The 20,809-nt window shown below is 74.4% G+C and carries 2 protein-coding genes; both read left to right on the forward strand.

Annotation, left to right across the window (positions count from 1 at the left end; genetic code table 11):
* The first annotated feature begins 8 nt into the window (after positions 1-8).
* Complete coding sequence (locus GWI24_RS07685) at positions 9-20,054, forward strand: non-ribosomal peptide synthase/polyketide synthase (RefSeq protein ID WP_210945142.1); 20,046 nt, start codon at positions 9-11, stop codon at positions 20,052-20,054.
* On the forward strand, positions 20,051-20,809 hold a 759-nt coding region (locus GWI24_RS07690), incomplete at its 3' end, for an MFS transporter (RefSeq protein WP_210945143.1). The genes GWI24_RS07685 and GWI24_RS07690, both read left to right, overlap by 4 nt.

A 20,809-nucleotide genomic window follows, 5' to 3' on the forward strand; every position in this document is an offset into this window, starting at 1 on the left:
AGGACGACATGACGTCTTCGAGGAAGGACCGCGCTTCCGCCCTGCCCGAGGAGCTGCGGGAGGCGCTGCGCCGCCGCCTCGCGGGCAAGGCCGGGCGCGCCGACGCCATCCCCCGCGCGGACCGCGCGCGGCCGCTGCCGCTGTCCTTCGCCCAGGAGCGGCTGTGGTTCCTGCACACCCTCCAGCCGGAGGAGGCCGGGTACAACAGCGCGCTGGCGCTGCGGCTGACCGGCGCGCTGGACGTGGCGGCGCTCTCCCGGGCGCTGGATGCCCTGGTGGAGCGCCATGAGGCGCTGCGGACCACGTTCGACGACCTCGACGGCCGGCCCGCCCAGGTGGTGCGCCCGGCCGCGCCCGTCCCGCTGCCGGTGGCCGGCCTCACCGGCGACGACCGGGATCCGGAGGCGCTGGACCGGCTGCTGCTGGCCGAGTACGCCCGGCCGTTCGAGCTGCGGACCGGTCCGGCGCTGCGGGCGCTGCTGATCCGCCTGGCCGAGGACGCGCATGTGCTGCTGCTCACGGCCCATCACATCGTCACCGACGGCTGGTCGATGGGGGTGCTGCAGGACGAGCTGTGCGCGCTCTACGACGCCGGGCCCGGCGCGGACCCGCTGCCCCCGGTGCCGGTGCAGTACCCGGACTTCGCCGTGTGGCAGCGGGAGCGGCTCTCCGGGGCCGCCCTGGACCGCCAGCTCGACTACTGGAAGGGGCGGCTGGACGGCGTCGTCCCGCTGGAGCTGCCCACCGACCGGCCCCGGCCCGCTGCGCCCACCTCGGCGGGGGCGATCCACGAGTTCACCGTGGGCCGCGCCACCGCGGACCGGCTGCGGGCGCTCGCGGCACACGAGCGGACCACGCTGTTCACGGCGCTGGTCGCCGCCTGTCAGGGGCTGTTCGCCCGCTGGTCGGGACAGGACGACATCGCCATCGGCACCGTCACCTCCGGCCGTGGCCGCACCGAACTCGAGCGCGCCGTCGGCTTCTTCGTCAACACGGTGGTGCTGCGCTCCGCGGTGGACACGGCCCGTTCCTACCGTGAGCTGCTGGCCGACGCCGGGGCCACGGTGCTGGACGCCTTCGCCCATGACGAGGCGCCGTACCAGCGGCTGGTGGAGGCCGTGGGGGCGCGCCGGGAGGCGGGCCGCAATCCGCTGTTCGATGTGATGGTCCTGCTGCACAGCGCCCCGAGGAGCGCGCCCCGGCTGTCCGGCCTGGCCGCGACGAGCGTGGCCGTGCCCCGGCGGTCGGCCACCTTCGACCTCAGCGTCGAATTCGTCGAGGACGGGGAGGAGTTGCGGGGGCTGCTGGAGTACAGCACCGAGCTGTTCGATCAGGCGACCGCCGAGCGGATGGCGGGACATCTGCTGGTGCTGCTGGACGGGGTGGCCGCCGAACCGGACCGGCCGGTGCGCGAGCTGCCGCTGCTCACCGACGGGGAGCGACGGCGGATGACGGCCGTCGGGCACGGCCCCGCGCTCGCGGTCGAACCGGCCGCGTTCCCGGCGGTGTTCGAGGCGGCGGCGGCCCGTACCCCGGAGGCCACGGCGCTGGTGGCCTCCGACGCCACCTACGACTTCGCGGAGCTGAACGCCGCCGCCAACCGGCTGGCCCACCATCTGATCGCCCAGGGCGTGGGCCCGGAGCGCGTCGTCGGGGTGAAGCTGCCCCGGACCTCCGACATGATCGTGGCGATCCTGGGTGTGCTCAAGGCGGGCGGGGTCTATCTGCCTCTCGATCCCGGACTGCCCGCCGAGCGCCTCGCGTTCCTCCTCGCCGACGCCGAGCCCGCGCTGGTGCTCGACGAGACCGCCCTGCGCGCCGTCCCGGCCACGCTGCCGGTGGCGAATCCCACGGACGCGGACCGGACCGCCGCACTGCACCCCGACAGCGCCGCCTACGTCCTGTACACCTCGGGCTCCACCGGCCGCCCCAAGGGGGTGGCCGTGGAGCACCGGTCGCTGGTCAATCTGCTGGTCGGCCACCGCGAGGGCTTTGTGGCCGAGGCGGGCGGCGGACCGCTGCGCGCGGCGCTGACCGCGTCGTTCTCCTTCGACACCTCGCTGGAGGGATTGCTGCTGCTGGCCGACGGCCATGAGCTGCACCTCATCGACGAGGCCAACCGGCTCGACCCGGCCGCGCTCGTGGCGCGTGTCGCCGAGCACCGTATCGACTTCCTCGACCTCACACCCTCGTATCTGCGGCAGCTCCTCCCGGCCGGGCTGCTGGACCACCCCCGGCACCGGCCGCGGGTGCTGATGCTGGGCGGCGAGGCCATCGGTTCGTCGCTGTGGTGGCGGCTGGCGGACACGCCGGGGACGACGGCGTACAACTTCTACGGTCCGACCGAGTGCACCATCGACGCGCTCGCCGCCCGGATCGGCGGCGCGGGGCGTCCGGTGGTGGGCCGCCCGCTGGGCAATCTGCGCGCCCATGTGCTCGACTCCCGGCTCCAGCCGGTGCCGGTGGGGGTGGCGGGTGAGCTGTATCTGGCGGGTGAGCAGGTGGCCCGGGGGTACCGGGGCCGTCCGGGGCTGACCGCGTCCCGCTTCGTGGCCGATCCGTACGGGCCCGCCGGGAGCCGGATGTACCGCACCGGGGACCTGGCCCGCTGGACCGCGGACGGGGAGCTGGACTACCTCGGCCGGGCCGACGACCAGGTGAAGATCCGGGGCCACCGGATCGAACCGGGCGAGGTCGAGGCGGCGTTGCTCGATCTGCCGGCCGTCGCGGAGGCGGCCGTCGTCGCGGTGACCGACGACCGCGGCCACGCCCGGCTGGCCGCCTACTACGTGCCCGCGCCCGGTGGTGAGCCGCCCGCCTCCGGTGAGTTGCGCGCGGCTCTCGGGCGCACCCTGCCCGGCCATATGGTCCCCGGTGCCTTCGTCGCCCTCGACGCCATGCCGCTCAACACCAGCGGCAAACTGGACCGCCGGGCGCTGCCCGCCCCACGGCTGGACGCGGACCGGCCGGAGCGGGACACCACCGCGCCGCGCACCGAGGCGGAGCGGGAGCTGGCGCGGATCTGGGCCGAGGTGCTGGGCGCCCGGACGGTGGGGGTGAACGACAACTTCTTCGAGCTGGGCGGCGATTCGATCCTCAGCATCCAGATCGTCTCCCGCGCCCGCCAGGCCGGACTCGCGCTCACCTCGCGGGATGTCTTCCTGCACCAGACCATCGCCGAGCTGGCCGCCGCCGTGGCACCGCGCAACGCGCCCGAAGCCGCCGGGGACGAACCGGCGGAGGTGGCGGGCCCGGCGCCGCTCACCCCGATCCAGCACTGGTTCTTCGCCACCCATGGCCCGCTGCGCCACTTCACCATGTCGATGGTCCTCGATCTGCCGTCCGACCTGGACGAGGGCGCACTGGAGGCCGCGCTGGACGCCGTGGTGGCGCACCACCCGGCCCTGCGCACCCGGTTTGTCCAGGGCGACGGCGGCGGGTGGCGGCAGCTCGCGGACGGCGCGCCGGGCGGACCGGTGCTGCGCCGCCACGATCTGTCGGGGCTCGGCGGTGCCGAGGAGACGGCGGCGGCCGAGGCGGCCGCCGAGGCCGCCCGCGCCGAACTCGACCTGACCACAGGGGCGTTGCTGCGGGGCGCCCTGCTGCTGCGCGGGGCGGGGGCCCGGCCGCGGCTGTTCCTCACCGTGCACCACCTGGCCGTGGACAGCGTCTCGTGGCGCATTCTGCTGGGCGATCTGGAGAGCGCCTACCGGCAGGCGGCCGCCGGGGAGCCGGTGCGCCTGGAGCCCGCCTCCACCCCCTTCACCACCTGGGCCCATCGGCTGGGCGAGCGGGTGCGGGAGGGCGAGCTGGACGGCGATCTGCCGTACTGGGAGGGCGTACGGCGGGCGGGCGGCGCGGACCTTCCGGTGGACCGTCCCGGTACGGCCACCGCCGGGTCCACCCACACCGTGCGTGTGACGCTCGACCGCGAGGTCACCGACGGGCTGCTGCGCCGGGTGCCCGGCGTGTACCGGACACAGATCAACGATGTGCTCCTCGGCGCGCTGGGGCGGGTGCTCGCCGGGTGGACGGGCGAGGACCGGGTGCTGGTGGCCATGGAGGGCCATGGCCGCGAGGAGCTGGACGCGGCCGTCGATCTGTCCCGGACCGTGGGCTGGTTCACCACGCAGTACCCGGTGGCGCTGACGCTGCCCGGGGACGGCTGGGGCGCGGTGCTGAAGTCGGTGAAGGAGCAGCTGCGCGCGGTGCCGCACCGGGGGCTGAGCCATGAGGCGCTGGCGTATCTGAGCGCCCCGGACTCCCCCGCGCGGGCGCTCGCCGACGGGCCGCTGCCGGGCATCTGCTTCAACTACCACGGCCAGTGGGACTCGGGCGGGGACGGCGGCGCGTTCACGCTCACCGGGGAGAGCCTGGGTCGGGATCTGGCCGCCGACGAGCCGTCGGTGTATCCGCTCGATGTGTCCGCCGTGGTGGCGGACGGTGAGCTGGAGCTGACCTGGCTGTACTCCGACCGGGTCCACGACGTGGCCACGGTGCGGGGGCTCGCGGACGGGATGCTCACGGCGCTGCGGGAGATCGTGGCGCACTGCGACGGACCGGACGCGGGCGGCCGTACCCCTTCCGACTTCCCGCTGGCCCGGCTGGACCAGGCCGCCGTCGACCGGCTGGTGGGCGACGGACGCCGGATCGAGGACGTCTATCCGCTGACCCCGCTTCAGGAGGGCATGCTCTTCCACCGGCTGGTCGGCGGCGAGGAGGACGTCTACCTCGACCAGGCCACGCTGATCCTGGACGGGGTGGGCGACCCGGAGGCGTTCGCCCGCGCCTGGCAGGAGACGGTGGACCGCACACCGGTGCTCCGTACCGGCGTCGTCTGGGAGGGTGTCGGGCGGCCGCTGCAGATCGTCCGCCACCGGGCCGAGGTGCCCGTGACACAGCTGGACTGGCGCGGGCTGCCGGAGGAGCGGCGCGAGGCCGAGCTGGAGCGGTTCCGGGCCGAGGACCTGGCCCGGGGCATCGATCTGACCGCACCGCCGCTGATGCGGCTGGCCATCGCCCGGCTGACCGGCGCCCGGGTGGCGCTGATGTGGACCTCGCACCATCTGGTCCTGGACGGCTGGAGCCTGGCGCAGGTGTTCACCGAGGTGTGCGAGCGGTACACCGCGGCCGCCCAGGGCCGTGCTCCGGCGCTCCACGCCCGCCGCCCGTTCCGCGACTATCTGCAGTGGCTGGACGGGCGGGACGGACAGGAGGCCGAGCGCCACTGGCGGGATGTGCTCGCCGGTTTCACCGCCCCGACCCCGCTCCCCGCCGACCGCAAGGCCGTGGAGTCCCACCGGGCCCGGTCCTCGGCGACCGTGGCGGTGTCGCTCACCCCCGAGGTGTCGGAGGAGCTGCGCCATACGGCCCGCAGCGGCGGCCTGACCGTCAACACGATCGTGCAGGGCGCCTGGGCGCTGCTGCTGTCCCGGTACGTCGGCGAGGAGGACGTGGTCTTCGGCACCACGGTCTCGGGCCGCCCGGCGGAGCTGGCCGGGGTCGAGTCGATGGTGGGGATGTTCATCAACACCCTGCCGACCCGAGTGCGGGTGGACGCCGCCCGCGACACCGGGGACTGGCTGCGGGACCTCCAGATGGCGCAGTCCGCCTCCCGGCGCCATGAATCCGTCTCGCTGGCGCAGGTGGCGGGCTGGAGCGAGATACCGGCCGGGACCCCGCTCTTCGATTCGATGGTGGCCTTCGAGAACTACCCCTTTGACGACTCCTCGGCGCGCGAGGCGGGCCTGCGGATCGTCGAGGTCCGCTCGATCGACGCCACCAATTTCGGCCTGAGTCTGCGGGCCCGTCTCTCCGACCGGCTGGGCTTCGACCTCGGCTATGACCCGGGGCTGTTCGACGCCCGGACCGCGGCCGCGCTCGCCGACCGGCTGTGCCTGCTGCTCACCGCGATCGCGGCCGACCCCGACCGTCCGCTGCGGGCGCTTCCGTGGACCACCGCCGAGGAGCGGCGGCGGATCCTGGTGGAGTGGGGCGGCGACGCGGCCCCGGAGGCGCCGGAGCGGACGCTGGTGGACCTGTTCGAGGAGCAGGCCGCCCGCACCCCCGGGGCCATCGCCGTCTCCTGCGCCGGGGTGTCGCTGTCGTATGCCGAACTCGCCGCGCGGGCGGGCCGGTTGGCGCATCGGCTGATCGCCGAAGGCGCCGGGCGGGAACGGTATGTGGCGCTGGCGCTGCCCCGTTCGCCGGAGATGATCGTGGCGATCGTGGCGGTGCTGAAGACGGGGGCGGCCTATCTGCCCCTCGACCCGGACCAGCCGTCCGGCCGGATCGCCCGGATGCTCGCCGACGCCGAACCGGTGGCCCTGCTGACCACCTCGGCCCTCGCGGCACGGCTGGGTGCGGACGACGACGCGGACACCGCCGTGGCCCGGCTGTGCCTGGACGACCCCGCCCTGATCGCCGATCTGGAGCGCCGGCCCGCCGCCCTCCCGGCCGGTTCCGGGCCGCTCCCGGAGAGCCCCGCCTACGCCATCTACACCTCCGGGTCCACGGGCGTGCCCAAGGGCGTGGTGATCCCGCACTCCAATGTGGTCCGGCTCTTCTCCCGGACCCGGGAGTGGTTCTCGTACGACGCGAGCGATGTGTGGACGCTGTTCCACAGCTACGCCTTCGACTTCTCCGTCTGGGAGATCTGGGGGCCGCTGCTGCACGGCGGCCGGCTCGTGGTGGTCCCGTACGCCGTCTCCCGCTCCCCGGAAGACTTCCTGCGGCTGCTGGCGGACGAAGGGGTGACGGTGCTCAGCCAGACGCCGTCCGCCTTCCAGGGGCTGATGCGCGCCGACGAGGAGCACCCGGGGGCTCAACTCGCGCTGCGCCGCGTGGTGTTCGGCGGCGAGGCGCTCGACGCGCGGCGGCTGGCGGGCTGGTACGCGCGGCATCCGGACACCGCGCCGGTGCTGGTCAACATGTACGGGATCACCGAGACCACCGTCCATGTCACCTACGCCCCCCTCGACTCCGCGGCGACGTCCGTCGCGGCGGCCACCGCGAGCGCCATCGGTACCGGCATCCCCGATCTGCGGGTGTATGTGCTGGACGAGCGGCTGGAGCCGGTGCCGCCGGGGGCGGCCGGCGAACTGTATGTGGCGGGGGCCGGGCTCGCCCGGGGCTATCTGCGCCGCCCGGGGCTGACCTCGTCCCGCTTCGTGGCCGATCCGTACGGGCCCGCCGGGAGCCGGATGTACCGCACCGGCGACCGGGCCCGGTGGAGCGCGGACGGGGAGCTGGAGTATCTGGGCCGCGCCGACGACCAGGTGAAGATCCGCGGCTTCCGGATCGAGCCCGGGGAGATCGAGGCCGCGCTGGCCGCCCATCCGGAGGTCGGCGACGCGGTGGTGACCGTGCGGGAGGACCAGCCCGGGGTGCGGCGGCTGGTGGCCTATGTGGTGGCCGCCGGTTCGGCCGCGCCACCGCGGGCCGGTGAGTTGCGGGAGTTCCTCCAGCGGTCGCTGCCCGCGCAGATGATCCCGGCGGCGTTCGTGGCGCTGGACGCGCTGCCGCTGACCGCCAACGGCAAGCTGGACCGGCGCGCGCTGCCCGCGCCCGGCCTGGACGGCTTCGCGGCGAGCGCCGAGCGGATCGCCCCGCGCACCGAGGCCGAGCGGACGGTGGCACGGGTGTGGGCCGAGGTGCTCCCGGTCGAGGAGGCCGGGGCGACGGACGACTTCTTCGCCCTGGGCGGCGATTCGATCCTGGCCATCCGGGTGGCCTCCCGGCTGCGGACGGCCTTCGGCACCGAGGTCACCCCGCGCGCGCTGTTCACCCACACCACCGTGGCCGAGCTCGCCGCCGCGCTGAGCGCGCCGGAGGACGGCGGGACGGCGGAGGTTGGCGCGACGGCGGAGGTTGGCGGGGCTGCGGACACCATCCCGGCCGTGCCACGGGACGGGGAGCTGCCGCTGTCCTTCGCGCAGGCGCGCCTGTGGTTCCTGGACTCCTTCGACGGTGGCGGCACGGAGTATGTGACGCCGTTCGCGCTGCGGCTGCGCGGCCGCCTGGAGACCGCCGCACTGCGTACCGCCCTGGACGCCCTGGTGGCCCGGCACGAGCCGCTGCGCACCACCTTCGCCGAGGTGGACGGCCGCGGGGTGCAGCGGGTGCACGACCCGTACCCGGTGGCGCTGCCGGTGCACGACCTCACGACCCGCCCCGTGGCCGAGCGCGAGCGGGAGCTGGAGCGGCTGCTGGAGCGGGAGGGCGCCACCCCCTTCGATCTGCGCACCGGGCCGCTGCTGCGGGCGTCCCTGATCCGGCTGGACGACGAGGAGCACGTCCTCACCCTGACGATGCACCACATCGTCACGGACGGCTGGTCCACGGCCGTCATCAGCGCCGATCTGAGCGAGCTGTACGGCGCGGCGGTCAGGGCGCGGCGACCCGCCCTCGCCCCGCTGCCGCTGGGGTACGCCGACTACGCGGCGTGGCAGCGCGATCCGCTCGGCGGCGCGGCGCGGATGGCGCCGCAGCTGGAGTACTGGCGGGCGCGGCTGGCGGATCTGGCGCCCCTGGAGCTGCCGACCGACCGTCCGCGGCCGGCCGTACAGACCAGATGCGGGGCGCTGCTGGAGCTCACCCTGCCCGCCGCGCTGGTGGAGCGGCTGCGCGCGGCCGGGCGGCGGCGCGACGGCACCCTCTTCATGACGCTCCTCGCCACCTGCCAGGTGCTGCTCGCCCGCTGGTCGGGGCAGGAGGACATCGCGGTGGGCACCGTGACCTCGGGACGGGAGCGGCCCGAACTGGAGCATCTGGTCGGGATGTTCGTGAACACGCTGGTGCTGCGCACCCGCGTGGCGGCCGACGAGTCGTTCGAGGAGCTGCTCACCCGGGTGCGGGGCACCGTGCTGGATGCCTTCGCCCATCAGGACGTGCCGTTCGAGCGGATCGTGGACGCGCTCCAGCCGGAGCGGGACACCAGCCGCACCCCGCTCTTCCAGGTCATGGTGGCGTTGCACAACGTGGGCGCCGAGGTGCCCGACCTGCCCGGTCTCACCGTGGAGGCCGTCCGGGTCCCGGGCCGGACCGCCGGTTTCGACCTGGGCTTCGACTTCGTGGCGGGCCTCGGCGGCCTGACCGGCTTCGTGGAGTACAACACCGATCTGTTCGACGCGGCCACCGTGGAGCGGATGGCCCGTCAGCTGCGGCTGCTGCTGGAAGCTGTGGCCGAGGACCCCGCGCTCCGGGTGGGCGAACTGCCGCTGCTGACCGCCGGGGAGCGGCGGACGGTGCTGGAGGAGTGGAACGACACCGCGCTCGCCGTGCCGGACACCACCTTCCCCCGGCTCTTCGAGGAGCAGGCCGCCCGCACCCCGGGCGCCACCGCGATGGTGGCCTCCGACGCCACCTACGACTTCGCGGGGCTGAACGCGGCCGCCAACCGGCTGGCCCACCATCTGATCGCCCTGGGCGTGGGCCCGGAGAGGGTGGTCGCGGTCAGGCTTCCGCGCACCGCCGCGCTGATGGTGGCCCTGCTCGCGGTCCTCAAGGCGGGTGGTACCCAGCTGTACGTGGACCCGGGGCTGCCCGCGACACGCGCGCGGTTCCTGCTGGAAGACGCGGCACCCAAGGTCGTCCTCACCCCGGAGGTCCTGCGCGACGCGCCCCTCGACGGGCTGCCGGACACCGATCCCACCGATGCGGACCGGCTGTGCCCGCTGCTGCCCGGGCACACCGCGTACATCACCTACACCTCGGGGTCCACCGGCCGCCCCAAGGGCGTCGCCGTCGAACACCGTCAGCTGGTCAACCTCTGCCTCGACCACCGGGCCGGGCTCATCGCCCCGCACCAGGCCGAGGCGGGCCGTCCGCTGCGCTCGGCGCTGACCGCCGCGTTCTCCTTCGACACCTCCTGGGAGGGCGCGGTGTTCCTGGCCTCGGGCCAGGAGGTGCACTTGGTGGACGACGCGGTACGGCTCGACCCGGCCGCCCTCGTGGCCCTGGTCGACGCCCGTGGCCTGGACTTCCTCGACGTCACCCCGTCGTATCTGCATGAGCTGATGGCGGCCGGGCTGTTCGCCGGGGACCGCCACCGCCCCCGGATCGTCATGGTGGGCGGCGAGGCCCTCGGGGCGGCGCTGTGGCGGGAGCTGCGCGCGGTGCCGGGCGTGGCGGCGTACAACTTCTACGGGCCCACCGAATGCGCCGTGGACGCGGTCTACGGCGACCTGGCCGGTCTCGGTGACCGTCCGCTCATCGGACGGCCCGGCCGCAATCTGCGGGCGTACGTCCTGGACGGCGCGCTGCGGCCGGTGCCGCCCGGCGTCCCCGGTGAACTCCATCTGGCCGGGGCACAGGTCGCCCGCGGCTATCTGCGCCGCCCTGGGCTCACCGCGGCGCATTTCGTCGCCGACCCGTACGGCCCTCCCGGCAGCCGGATGTACCGCACCGGTGACCGGGCGCGCTGGACGGCGGACGGGACGCTGGAGTTCCTGGGCCGCGCCGACGAACAGCTCAAGATCCGTGGGTTCCGGATCGAGCCCGGCGAGATCGAGGCCGCGCTGCTGGGCCATCCGGCGGTCCAGGAGGCGGTGGTGGTGGCCCGCGAGGACACCGGCCACCGGCGGCTGGTGGCCTATCTGGTGACCGCCGAGTCCCACGATCCCGCCGAATCCCGCGATCCCCTCGACTCCCCCGATCCGGTGGAACTGCGCGCCCTGCTCAAGCGCACCCTGCCCGACTACATGGTCCCGGCCGCCTTCGTGACGCTGGACCGGATGCCCCGCACCGACAGCGGCAAGGTGGACCGGCGCGCACTGCCCGCTCCCCCGGACCGGCCGGAGCGGGGCTCGCCGTATGTGGCGCCCCGGACCCCCGCCGAGACCGTGCTGGCGGGCGTGTGGGCCGAGGTGCTGGGCGTCCCCGAGGTGGGGGTGGAGGACAACTTCTTCGCCCTGGGCGGCGATTCCATCCTCAGCATCCAGATCGTCTCCCGCGCCCGCCAGGCCGGGCTGACGCTCACCTCCAAGGACGTCTTCCGCCACCAGACCATCGCGGAACTCGCGCTGAGCGTCGAGACGGCCCGGCGGCAGCCGCTCGCCGAGCCGTCCGGGGCGGTGGCCGGACCGGCGCCGCTGACGCCCATCCAGCACTGGTACCTGGACGGGCGGCGGCCCGGCGACCGGCACCACTTCACCATGAGCCACCGGCTGGAGCTCACCGGCGACCTCGACGAGGCCGCCCTGCGGCAGGCGGTGGACGCCCTGGTGGCGCACCACGCCGCGCTGCGCACCCGCTTCCTGGTCGTCGACGGGCAGTGGCGCCAGGAGGTCCTGCCCACCGCCCCCGGCGGTGTCCTGGAGCGGCACGACCTGTCCGGTCTGGACGACGCGGCACGCGCCGAAGCCGTACGGGGGGCCACGGTCGCGGCCCAGACGGGGCTGGACATCGCCGAGGGGGCCGTGCTGCGGGCGCTGCTGTTCACCTTCGGCCCCGGGCAGGCGCCCGAGTTGCTGCTCACCGCTCACCATCTGGTGGTGGACGGCGTCTCCTGGCGTGTCCTGCTCGGCGATCTGGAGACCGCCTACCGCGGCGCCGCCGCCGGTGGCGCGCCCACCCTGCCCCCATCGAGCAGTGCCTTCACCCAGTGGGCCGCCCGGCTGGCGGACCATGTGCGCTCCGGCGGGCTCGACGCCGACCTGGAGTACTGGACGGGCGTGGCACGCTCCGCGCCCGCCGCGCTCCCCGTCGACCATGAGGGCCCCAACACCCATGAGACGGCGGCCACGGTGACCACGGTCCTCGGCCGTGCCGAGACCGAGGCGCTGCTGCGCCAGGTCCCCGGTGTCTACCGGACGCGGATCAACGACGTACTGCTCGCCGCGCTCGGCCGGAGCCTGGCGCGCTGGACCGGCGGGGACACGGTGCTGATCGGAGTGGAGGGGCACGGCCGCGAGGATCTCTTCGAGGACCTGGACCTCTCCCGTACGGTCGGCTGGTTCACCGCCGAGTACCCGCTCGCGCTGGCCGTCGACGCCGGGGCGGGGTGGCGCGACACCCTCCGGTCCGTCAAGGAGCAGCTGCGGGCCGTTCCGCACCACGGGCTCGGCCACGGAGCGCTGCGCCATCTGGCCCCCGAGGACTCCCCGGCCGGGGAGCTGCGGGGCGGTCCATCGCCGCAGATCGTCTTCAACTACCACGGCCAGTGGGATGTGGCCGCGCCCGGCGAAAGCGCCCCGGTCCTGTACCGCACCGCCCTCCCCGTGACCGGCCAGGACGCCGCGCCCGGGGAGACCCGCCCGTGTCTGCTGGAGGTCACCGGGGCGGTCCAGGACGGGCGGCTGGAGCTGGGCTGGAGCTATCCGGCCCGGATGTACGACGAGGCCACCGTGCGCCGGGTCGCGGAGGACTGTCTGACCGCGCTGAAGGAGATCGTCGCGCACTGCGCGGAGCCCGGCGCGGGCGGACGCACCCCGTCCGACTTCCCGCTCGCCCGGCTCGGCCAGCGCCAGGTGGATCTGATCGCCGGTGACGGCGGCGCGGTGGAGGACGTGTATCCGCTGACCCCGCTCCAGGCGGGCATGCTCTTCCACGGTCTCGTGGACACCGGTGGCGCCTACTTCGACCAGATCGCCATCCGGATCGGCGGGGTCGCCGACCCGGACGCCTTCGCGGCCGCCTGGCAGCGGGTGGTGGACCGTACGCCGGGCTTACGCAGCTCCGTCCGCTGGGAGGGGCTCGCCGAGCCGGTCCAGGTCGTCCACCGCCGGGCCGACCTGCCCACCGTCCGGCTGGACTGGCGGGAGTTGACGCCGTCCGCGCGGGAGGAGGCGCTGCGGCGGCTACTGGCCGAGGACCGCGCCGCCGGGATGGAGCTCACCTCGGCCCCGCTGAGCCGGATCGCGGTGGCCGGGCTGCCCGATGACGAGGTCATGCTGGTGTGGACCTCGCACCATCTGATGCTCGACGGCTGGAGCACCGGCCAGATCTTCGCCGAGGTGTGCGAGACCTACGCGGCCCTCGTGGCCGGGCGCTCACCCCAGCCGCCCGCCCGCCGGGCCTTCCGGGACTTCCTGCGCTGGCTGCGTGAGCAGGACCAGGAGCGTGCGGAGCAGCATTGGCGCGAGGTGCTGTCGGGGTTCGGCACCCGCACACCGCTGCCGTACGACCGGCCGCCGCGGGAGGCGCATCGCACCACCTCGACCGCGCTGACCCGGCTGGAGCTGACCGAGGAGGTGTCCGCCCGGCTGCGGGAGACCGCGCGCGGCGGCGGGCTGACGGTCAACACGGTGGTGCAGGGCGCGTGGGCGCTGCTGCTGTCGCGGTACGGCGGTGTGCGCGACGTGGTGTTCGGCACCACCGTCTCGGGCCGTCCGGAGGGGCTGCCGGGCGTGGAGACGATGGTCGGCATGTTCATCAACACGGTCCCCACCCGGGCCGTGGCCGAGGGCGGCCGTGAGGTCGTGGCGTGGCTGCGGGAGCTCCAGGAGCAGCAGACCGAGTCCCGCCGCTTCGACTTCGTCGCACTCCCCAGGATCCAGGCCCTCAGCGCGGTCCCGGCCGGTGAGGCGCTCTTCGACAGCATGGTGGTGTTCGAGAACTACCCCTTCGACGAGGCGTCGGCGGCCGGTGCCGGAATCCGGGTGCTGGAGGTGCGGGCCGAGGACTCCACCAGTTTCCCGCTATGTCTGCGCGCCTATCTCGGCGACCGGCTGGGCTTCGACCTCGCCTACGATCCGGCGCTGTTCGACGCGGCCACGGTGGAGCGGGCGGCGGCCCATCTGGCGACGCTGCTCACCGGGATCGCGGACGGCGCCGGGCGGTCGCTGGACGAGCTGCCGCTGCTGACGGAGGCGGAGCGCCTGCGGGCGGCCGGCGAGTGGAATGCCACCGCCCGGCCGCTGCCGGAGGGTTCGCTGGCGGAGCTGTTCGCCGAGCGGGTCCACCGGGCCCCGGACGCCGTCGCCGTCACCGACGGCGCCACCTCGCTCAGCTATGCCCAACTCGACGGATGGGCAGGGCGGTTGGCCGGACATCTGCTGCGGTCCGGGGTGCGGCCTGAGGACCGGGTGGCGCTGCTCATGGACCGGTCGGTGGAGCTGGTCGTGGCCCAGCTCGCGGTGGTCAGGGCCGGTGGGGTGTATGTACCGGTGGACGTCCGTGCCCCGCGCGATCGGCGGCGGACGCTGCTGGACCAGGCGGGCGCCGCGGTCGTGCTGGCGCCGGAGGAGGTGGCCGCCGCCCGGGAGGGCGAGCCGGTGGCGCCCGCGGTCCCGGTGCACCGGGACCAGCTGGCGTATGTGATGTTCACCTCCGGGTCGACGGGTGTGCCGAAGGCCGTGGGGGTGCGCCATCGCGATGTGGCGGCGCTCGCCCTGGACCGTGCCTTCGCCGGTGGCGGGCATGAGCGGGTGCCGCTGCACTCGCCGGTGGCGTTCGACGCCGCCACCTACGAGATGTGGGTGCCGCTGCTGAACGGTGGCCGGGTGGTGGTGACATCGGACGAGCTGGACGCCGCCGCGGTGCGCCGCCTGGTGGCCGAGCAGGGGGTGACGGGGCTCTGGCTGACCGCCGGGCTGTTCCGGCTGCTGGCCGGGGACGCGCCGGACTGCTTCACGGGGCTGCGCGAGGTGTGGACCGGCGGCGATGTGGTGCCCGCGGCCTCGGTGCGCCGGGTGCTGGACCGCTGCCCCGGGCTGACCGTGGTGGACGGCTACGGACCGACCGAGACCACGACCTTCGCCACGTACTTCCCGATGTCCCGCGCCGGCGAGGTGCCCGAGGTGGTGCCGATCGGCCGGCCGCTGGACAACATGCGGGTCCACGTCCTGGACTCCAGGATGCGGATCGTGCCGCCGGGTGTGGTCGGCGAGCTCTTCGTCGCCGGGGAGGGGGTGGCGCGTGGCTATCTCGGCCGTCCCGGTCCGACCGCCGCGGCGTTCCTCCCCGATCCGTACGGGCCGGCCGGGGAGCGGATGTACCGCACCGGCGATCTGGCGCGGCGACGCCCGGACGGCACGGTGGAGTTCCTCGGCCGCGCCGATGACCAGGTCAAGATCCGTGGCTTCCGGATCGAGCCGGGCGAGGTGGAGGGGGTACTGGCCGGGCATCCCGAGGTGGCGGATGTCGCGGTGGTGGCCCGCGCGGACGGCCCAGGCGGCAAGCGGCTGGTGGCCTATGTGGTGGCCGCCTGCGACGCCCCGGTGGAGGGTGACCTGTTGCGGGCGTACGCGGCCGAGCGGCTGCCGGACTACATGGTGCCGTCCGCCGTCGTCCCGCTGGAGGCGCTGCCGCTCGGCCCCACCGGGAAGCTGGACCGCGCGGCGCTGCCCGCCCCGGCCCCGGACACCCGCCGCACGCCCTACCGGGCGCCGCGCGAGGGGGCCGAACGGGCCGTGGCGGCGGTCTGGGCCGAGGTGCTGGAGGTCGAACGCGTCGGCGCCGGGGACAACTTCTTCGAACTCGGCGGCGACTCGATCCTCTCCATCCGGCTCACCTCACGGCTGCGTGAGGTGCTGGGGGTGGAGCCGTCGCCCCGCCTGGTGTTCACCCATCCGACCGTCGCCGCCCTGGCCGAGGCGCTCGGTCGCGCGGACGGCCGCGGCGCGGACCGGCCCGCCCCGATCACACCGGTGGCCCGGGACGGCGAGCTGCCGCTGTCGTATCCGCAGCAGCGGCTGTGGTTCCTGGACTCCTTCGCCCCCGACAGCGCCGAGTACATCACCCCGCTGGCGCTGCGGATACGGGGAGCCCTCGATGTGGCCGCGCTCAGCGCGGCGCTGACCGCGCTGGTGGCCCGGCACGAGTCGCTGCGGACCACCTTCGACGCGGTGGACGGCCGCGGGGTGCAGATCGTGCACGACCCCCGGGAGATCCGGCTCGACCCGTACGATCTGTCCCATCTCCCCGCCGCCGAGCGGGAGTCGGAGCTGCGGGAGCTGCTGGCGTACGAACGGGCGCGCCCGTTCGATCTGCGGCGCGGCCCGCTGCTGCGGACCGGGCTGATCCGGCTCGGCGCCCAGGAGCACATGCTGAGCCTGACGCTGCATCACATCATCACGGACGGCTGGTCCACCGGTGTGCTCACCGGCGATCTGCGGGAGCTGTACCGGGCGGCGCTGAGCGGTGAACCCGCGGCGCTGCCCCCGCTCCCGGTGAGTTACGCGGACTTCGCCGCCTGGCAGCGCACCGAACTCACCGCCCCCCGCACCAGTGAGGAACTGGCCTACTGGACAAGGCAGTTGGCCGGGGTGCCGCCGCTGGAGGTGCCCACCGACCGGCCCCGCCCGGCGGTGCGGACGAAGAACGGCGCCACCGTGGAGTTCGCGGTGCCCGCCGGGGTGAGCTCGCGCCTGAAGGAGTTCGGGCGGACGCGGGGCACCACCCTGTTCATGACGCTGGTGGCGGCGGCCCAGATCCTGCTGGCGCGGCTGTCGGGCGGGCGGGACATCGCGGTGGGCACCGTCACCTCGGGGCGGGAGCGCCCCGAGGTGGAGCGGCTGATCGGCTTCTTCGTGAACACCCTGGTGCTGCGCTCCACCGTCGATCCGCACGCCCGCTTCGGCGACTTCCTGGCCGAGGTGCGCGGCACCGTCCTGGACGCCTTCGCCCATCAGGCGGTGCCGTTCGAACGGGTGGTGGACGAGGTGCGGCCGGTGCGGGACACCAGCCGGACACCGCTGTTCCAGGCGATGGTGGTGCTCCAGAACGCCCCGGGCCGGACACTGGAGCTGCCCGGTCTGGAACTGGCGGACGTGGAACTCGACACCCAGACCGCCGCCTTCGACCTCACCTTCGAGTTCGCCGAGGCCGAGGAGGGTGTACTGCGCGGGCTGATCGGCTACAGCACCGACCTGTTCGACGCCTCGACGGTGGAGCGGATGGGCACGGCCCTGCGGGCGCTGCTCGCCGGGATCGCCGAGGATCCGGACCGTCCGGTGGGCGCGCTGCCGTTGACCACCCCGGCCGAGCTGCGGCGCACCCTGGTCGAGTGGAACGACACCCGCCTGGAGGTGGACCGGGCCACGCTGCGCGAGCTGTTCGAGCGGCAGGTGGCCGTCTCCCCGGATGCCACGGCCGTGCGGTACGGGAAGGGCGATCTCACCTTCGCCGAGCTGGAGGTGGCCGCGAACCGGCTGGCGCACCGGCTGATCGGCCGGGGCGTGGGGCCGGAGCGGCTGGTGGCGCTGGTGCTGCCGCGTTCGGTGGAGATGCTGGTGGCGCAGCTGGCAGTGGCGAAGGCGGGCGGTGCGTTCCTGCCGGTCGACCCCGGCTATCCGAAGGAGCGGGTCGCGTTCATGCTGCGGGACGCCGCGCCCTCGGTGGTGCTCGACGACGCGGCCTCGGTGTGGGCCGAGGAGGGCCCCGCCGGGCCACCGCCACTCCGTGGCCTGACGCCGGACCATCCGGCGTATGTCATCTACACCTCCGGGTCCACCGGTGTGCCCAAGGCGGTCGTGGTCACCCATGCCGGGCTCGCCAGTTTCTCGGCCGCCGCGGCCGCGCACTACGACGTGCGGGCCGGGGACCGGGTGCTGCAGTTCTCCTCGCCCAGCTTCGACGCCTCCGTCCTGGAGCTGTGTGTCTCGCTGCCCCGTGGCGCGGCGCTGGTGATCGGCGACGAGGGCCCGCTGCTGGGCGAGCGGCTGGCCGAGGTGCTCCGCGGGCGGCGGATCACCCATGCGCTGATCCCCCCGGCCGCGCTGGCCACCGTGGAGGAGGCGGATCGGCGGACGGGGCTGCCGGATCTGCGGACCCTCATCGTCGGCGCCGACGCCTGCTCCGCGGAGCTGGTGGACCGCTGGGCGCCGGGGCGGCGGATGGTCAACTCCTACGGCCCGACCGAGGCCACGGTGGTGAGCACCTGGTCCGGGCCGCTGACCGCCGGGTCGGGGGTGCCGCCGATCGGCCGGCCGATCCCGAACACCCGGGTCTACGTACTGGACGAGGCGCTGCGCCCGGTGCCGGTGGGCGTTGCCGGGGAGCTCCATGTGGCGGGCACGGGCCTGGCGCGGGGCTATCTGGGCCGTCCCGGGCTGACCGCCGCACGGTTCGTGGCCGATCCGTTCGGCCCGGCCGGCGGCCGGATGTACCGCACCGGCGATGTGGTGCGGTGGACCGGCGACGGTGAGCTCGTATTCCTCGGCCGGGCCGACGACCAGGTCAAGGTGCGGGGCTTCCGGATCGAGCTCGGCGAGGTGGAGAGCGCGCTGCGGCGCAGCCCGGAGGTGCGGGAAGCGGTGGTCGCCGTACGGGAGACCGCCCCGACCCCGGAGCAGCCCTCCGGCGGGAAGCGCCTGGTGGGCTATGTCGTCCCGGCGCCGGGTACCTCGCCGACCGCCGCCTCGCTGCGCGACGTCCTGGGGCGGACCCTTCCGTCCCATATGGTGCCGTCGGCGTTCGCCACTCTGGACGCCCTTCCGCTCACGGCCAACGGCAAGGTGGACCGCCGGGCGCTGCCCGATCCGGATCCGGCGCCCGTCACCTCCGGTGCGGGCCATGTGGCCCCGCGCACCCCGATGGAGCGCCGGATCGCGGACATCTGGGCCGATGTGCTCGGTCTGGAACGGGTGGGCGTGGAGGACAACTTCTTCGAGCTCGGCGGGGACTCCATCCTCAGCATCCAGGTGGTCTCCCGCGCCCGGCAGGCCGGGCTGCGGCTGACCACCAAGGATCTGTTCACCCATCAGACGGTGGCGGGGCTCGCCACCGTGGCCACGGCCGAGCGGGACGAGGGCCGTGCCGGGCCGGTGACCGGATCGCTTCCGCTCACCCCGATCCAGCGCTGGTTCTTCGCCACCCACACCGTGAATCCGCGCCACTTCAACCAGTCCACGCTGCTGGAGCTGCACCAGGAGCCGGACGAGAAGGCGCTGGAGGGGGCACTGGCCGCGCTCCTGGTCCACCATGACGCACTGCGCACCCGGTTCACCGAGGACGGCGGCGAGTGGCACGGCCACGTCCCGGAACCGGATGGCGACGGCGCCGTCCTGGACCGCCACGACCTGTCCGGTCTGCCGGCGCGGGAGGCGGACGCGGCGATGGAGAAGGCGGCCGACGCCCTCCACGCGGGCTTCGACCTGGGCCGGGGGCCGCTGCTGCGGGCCGCGCTGTTCCGGTTCGGCGAGGCCCGGCGGCCGTTCCTCTTCCTGACCGCACACCACCTGGTCATCGACGGGGTGTCCTGGCGGATTCTGCTGGACGACCTGGACATCGCCTATCAGCAGGGCGTGCGGGGCGATCCGGTGGACCTCGGCACCAGGACCACCGCGTTCCGCGACTGGGCGCGGCGGCTCGCGGAGCATGTGGCCGAGGGTGGCCTGGACCATGAGGCCGACCACTGGTGCGAGGCACTCGACTCCCGGCCGCTGCCGGTCGACCATCAAATGGCCACGCCCGGGCCCGAGATCGGTACGCTGCCGGTCGAGTTCGACGAGCGGGACACCGAGGCACTGCTGCGCTCGGCGCCCACGGCCTACCGCACCCGCATCAACGATGTGCTGCTCGCCGCGCTCGCGCTGGCGCTGTCCCGCTGGACGGGCCAGGAGCGGGTGTCGGTGGAGCTGGAGGGCCATGGGCGCGAGGACATCCTGGACGGTGTCGATCTTTCCCGTACGGTGGGCTGGTTCACCACCATGTATCCGGTCTCCTTCGAGCTGCCGGACCTCCCCGACGGCGGGCCGGCCGACTGGCGAGGGCTGGTCAAGTCGGTGCGGCGGCGGCTGCGGACCGTCCCGGGCAACGGCTTCGGCTTCGGGGCGCTGCGCGCCTTCGGCCCACCCGAGCTGCGCGAGCGGCTGTCCCGGCACGGCGCCGGGCCGCAGATCGTGTTCAACTACCTCGGCCAGTGGGACGCCCGGTCGGCCGAGTCCCAGGGCGGTCTGGTCCATGCCGAGCACGGCTCGTTCGGCCAGGACCACGATCCGCGCGAGGGCGGTTCCCATCTGCTGGAGGTGGTGGGCGCGGTGCAGGACGGCCGGCTCGGCTTCACCTGGCGCTACCGCCCCGATGTGCACGAGAGGGCGACCGTGGAGGCGGTGGCCGGGGACTTCGCGGAGGCGCTGCGCCGGATCGCCGGGGACTGCCGGGGCGCCGTATGACCGCGGCCCCGCCGGTGTCGCCGCCGGTGCCGCTGTCGCGCAACCGGGACTACCGGCTGCTGTGGGGCGGTCAGGCGCTCTCGGAGTTCGGCTTCCACACGGCGCTGATCGCGTTTCCGCTGCTGGTCCTCGCGCTCACCGGCTCGGGCGCAGCCTCCGGTCTGGTGATGGGCACCATCGCCGCCGCGCAGATGGTGGCCGGACTCCCGGCGGGTGTCCTGGTGGACCGCTACGACCGAAAGGCCATCATGCTGGGCTGTGAGGCGGCCCAGTCGGTCTCCGCCATCAGCCTGGTGGCGGCCGTGTGGGCGGGCGCGGCCACCGTCTGGCACATGGTGGCCGTGGCGGCGGTGTTCGGGGCGAGCGCGGCGCTCTTCGAACCGGCGGAGAGCGCTTCGCTGCCCAGCCTGGTGGCGGAGGAGCATCTGCCCACGGCGGTGGCGATGAACACCGCACGTGCCTCGATGGGGCAGCTGGCGGGCACCGCGACCGGCGGGTTCCTGTTCGCCGTGGGGCGGTTCGTGCCCTTCCTGGTGGACGCCGTGACACACACGCTCTCCTTCGTCGCGCTGCTCTTCGTCCGGCTGCCCCGGCGCGAGCGGTCCGCCGCCGGGGTGGGCCCGCTGGGCCGGGAGGCGCTGGCCGGGCTGCGGTGGGTGTGGCGGGAGCGCCGGATCCGGGTCACGGTGGTGTGCGCGGTGGTGCTCAACCTGTTCTTCAGCGCCTTCTACCTCGTCGTCATCGTGCTCGCCGAG

The sequence above is a fragment of the Streptomyces sp. MK37H genome (assembly GCF_018035285.1).
GTDB lineage: Bacteria > Actinomycetota > Actinomycetes > Streptomycetales > Streptomycetaceae > Streptomyces > Streptomyces endocoffeicus.

Bases quoted from the DNA above. Each gene is read 5' to 3' on its own strand.
- GWI24_RS07685 (WP_210945142.1), top strand. From the start codon at position 9: ATGACGTCTTCGAGGAAGGACCGCGCTTCCGCCCTGCCCGAGGAGCTG.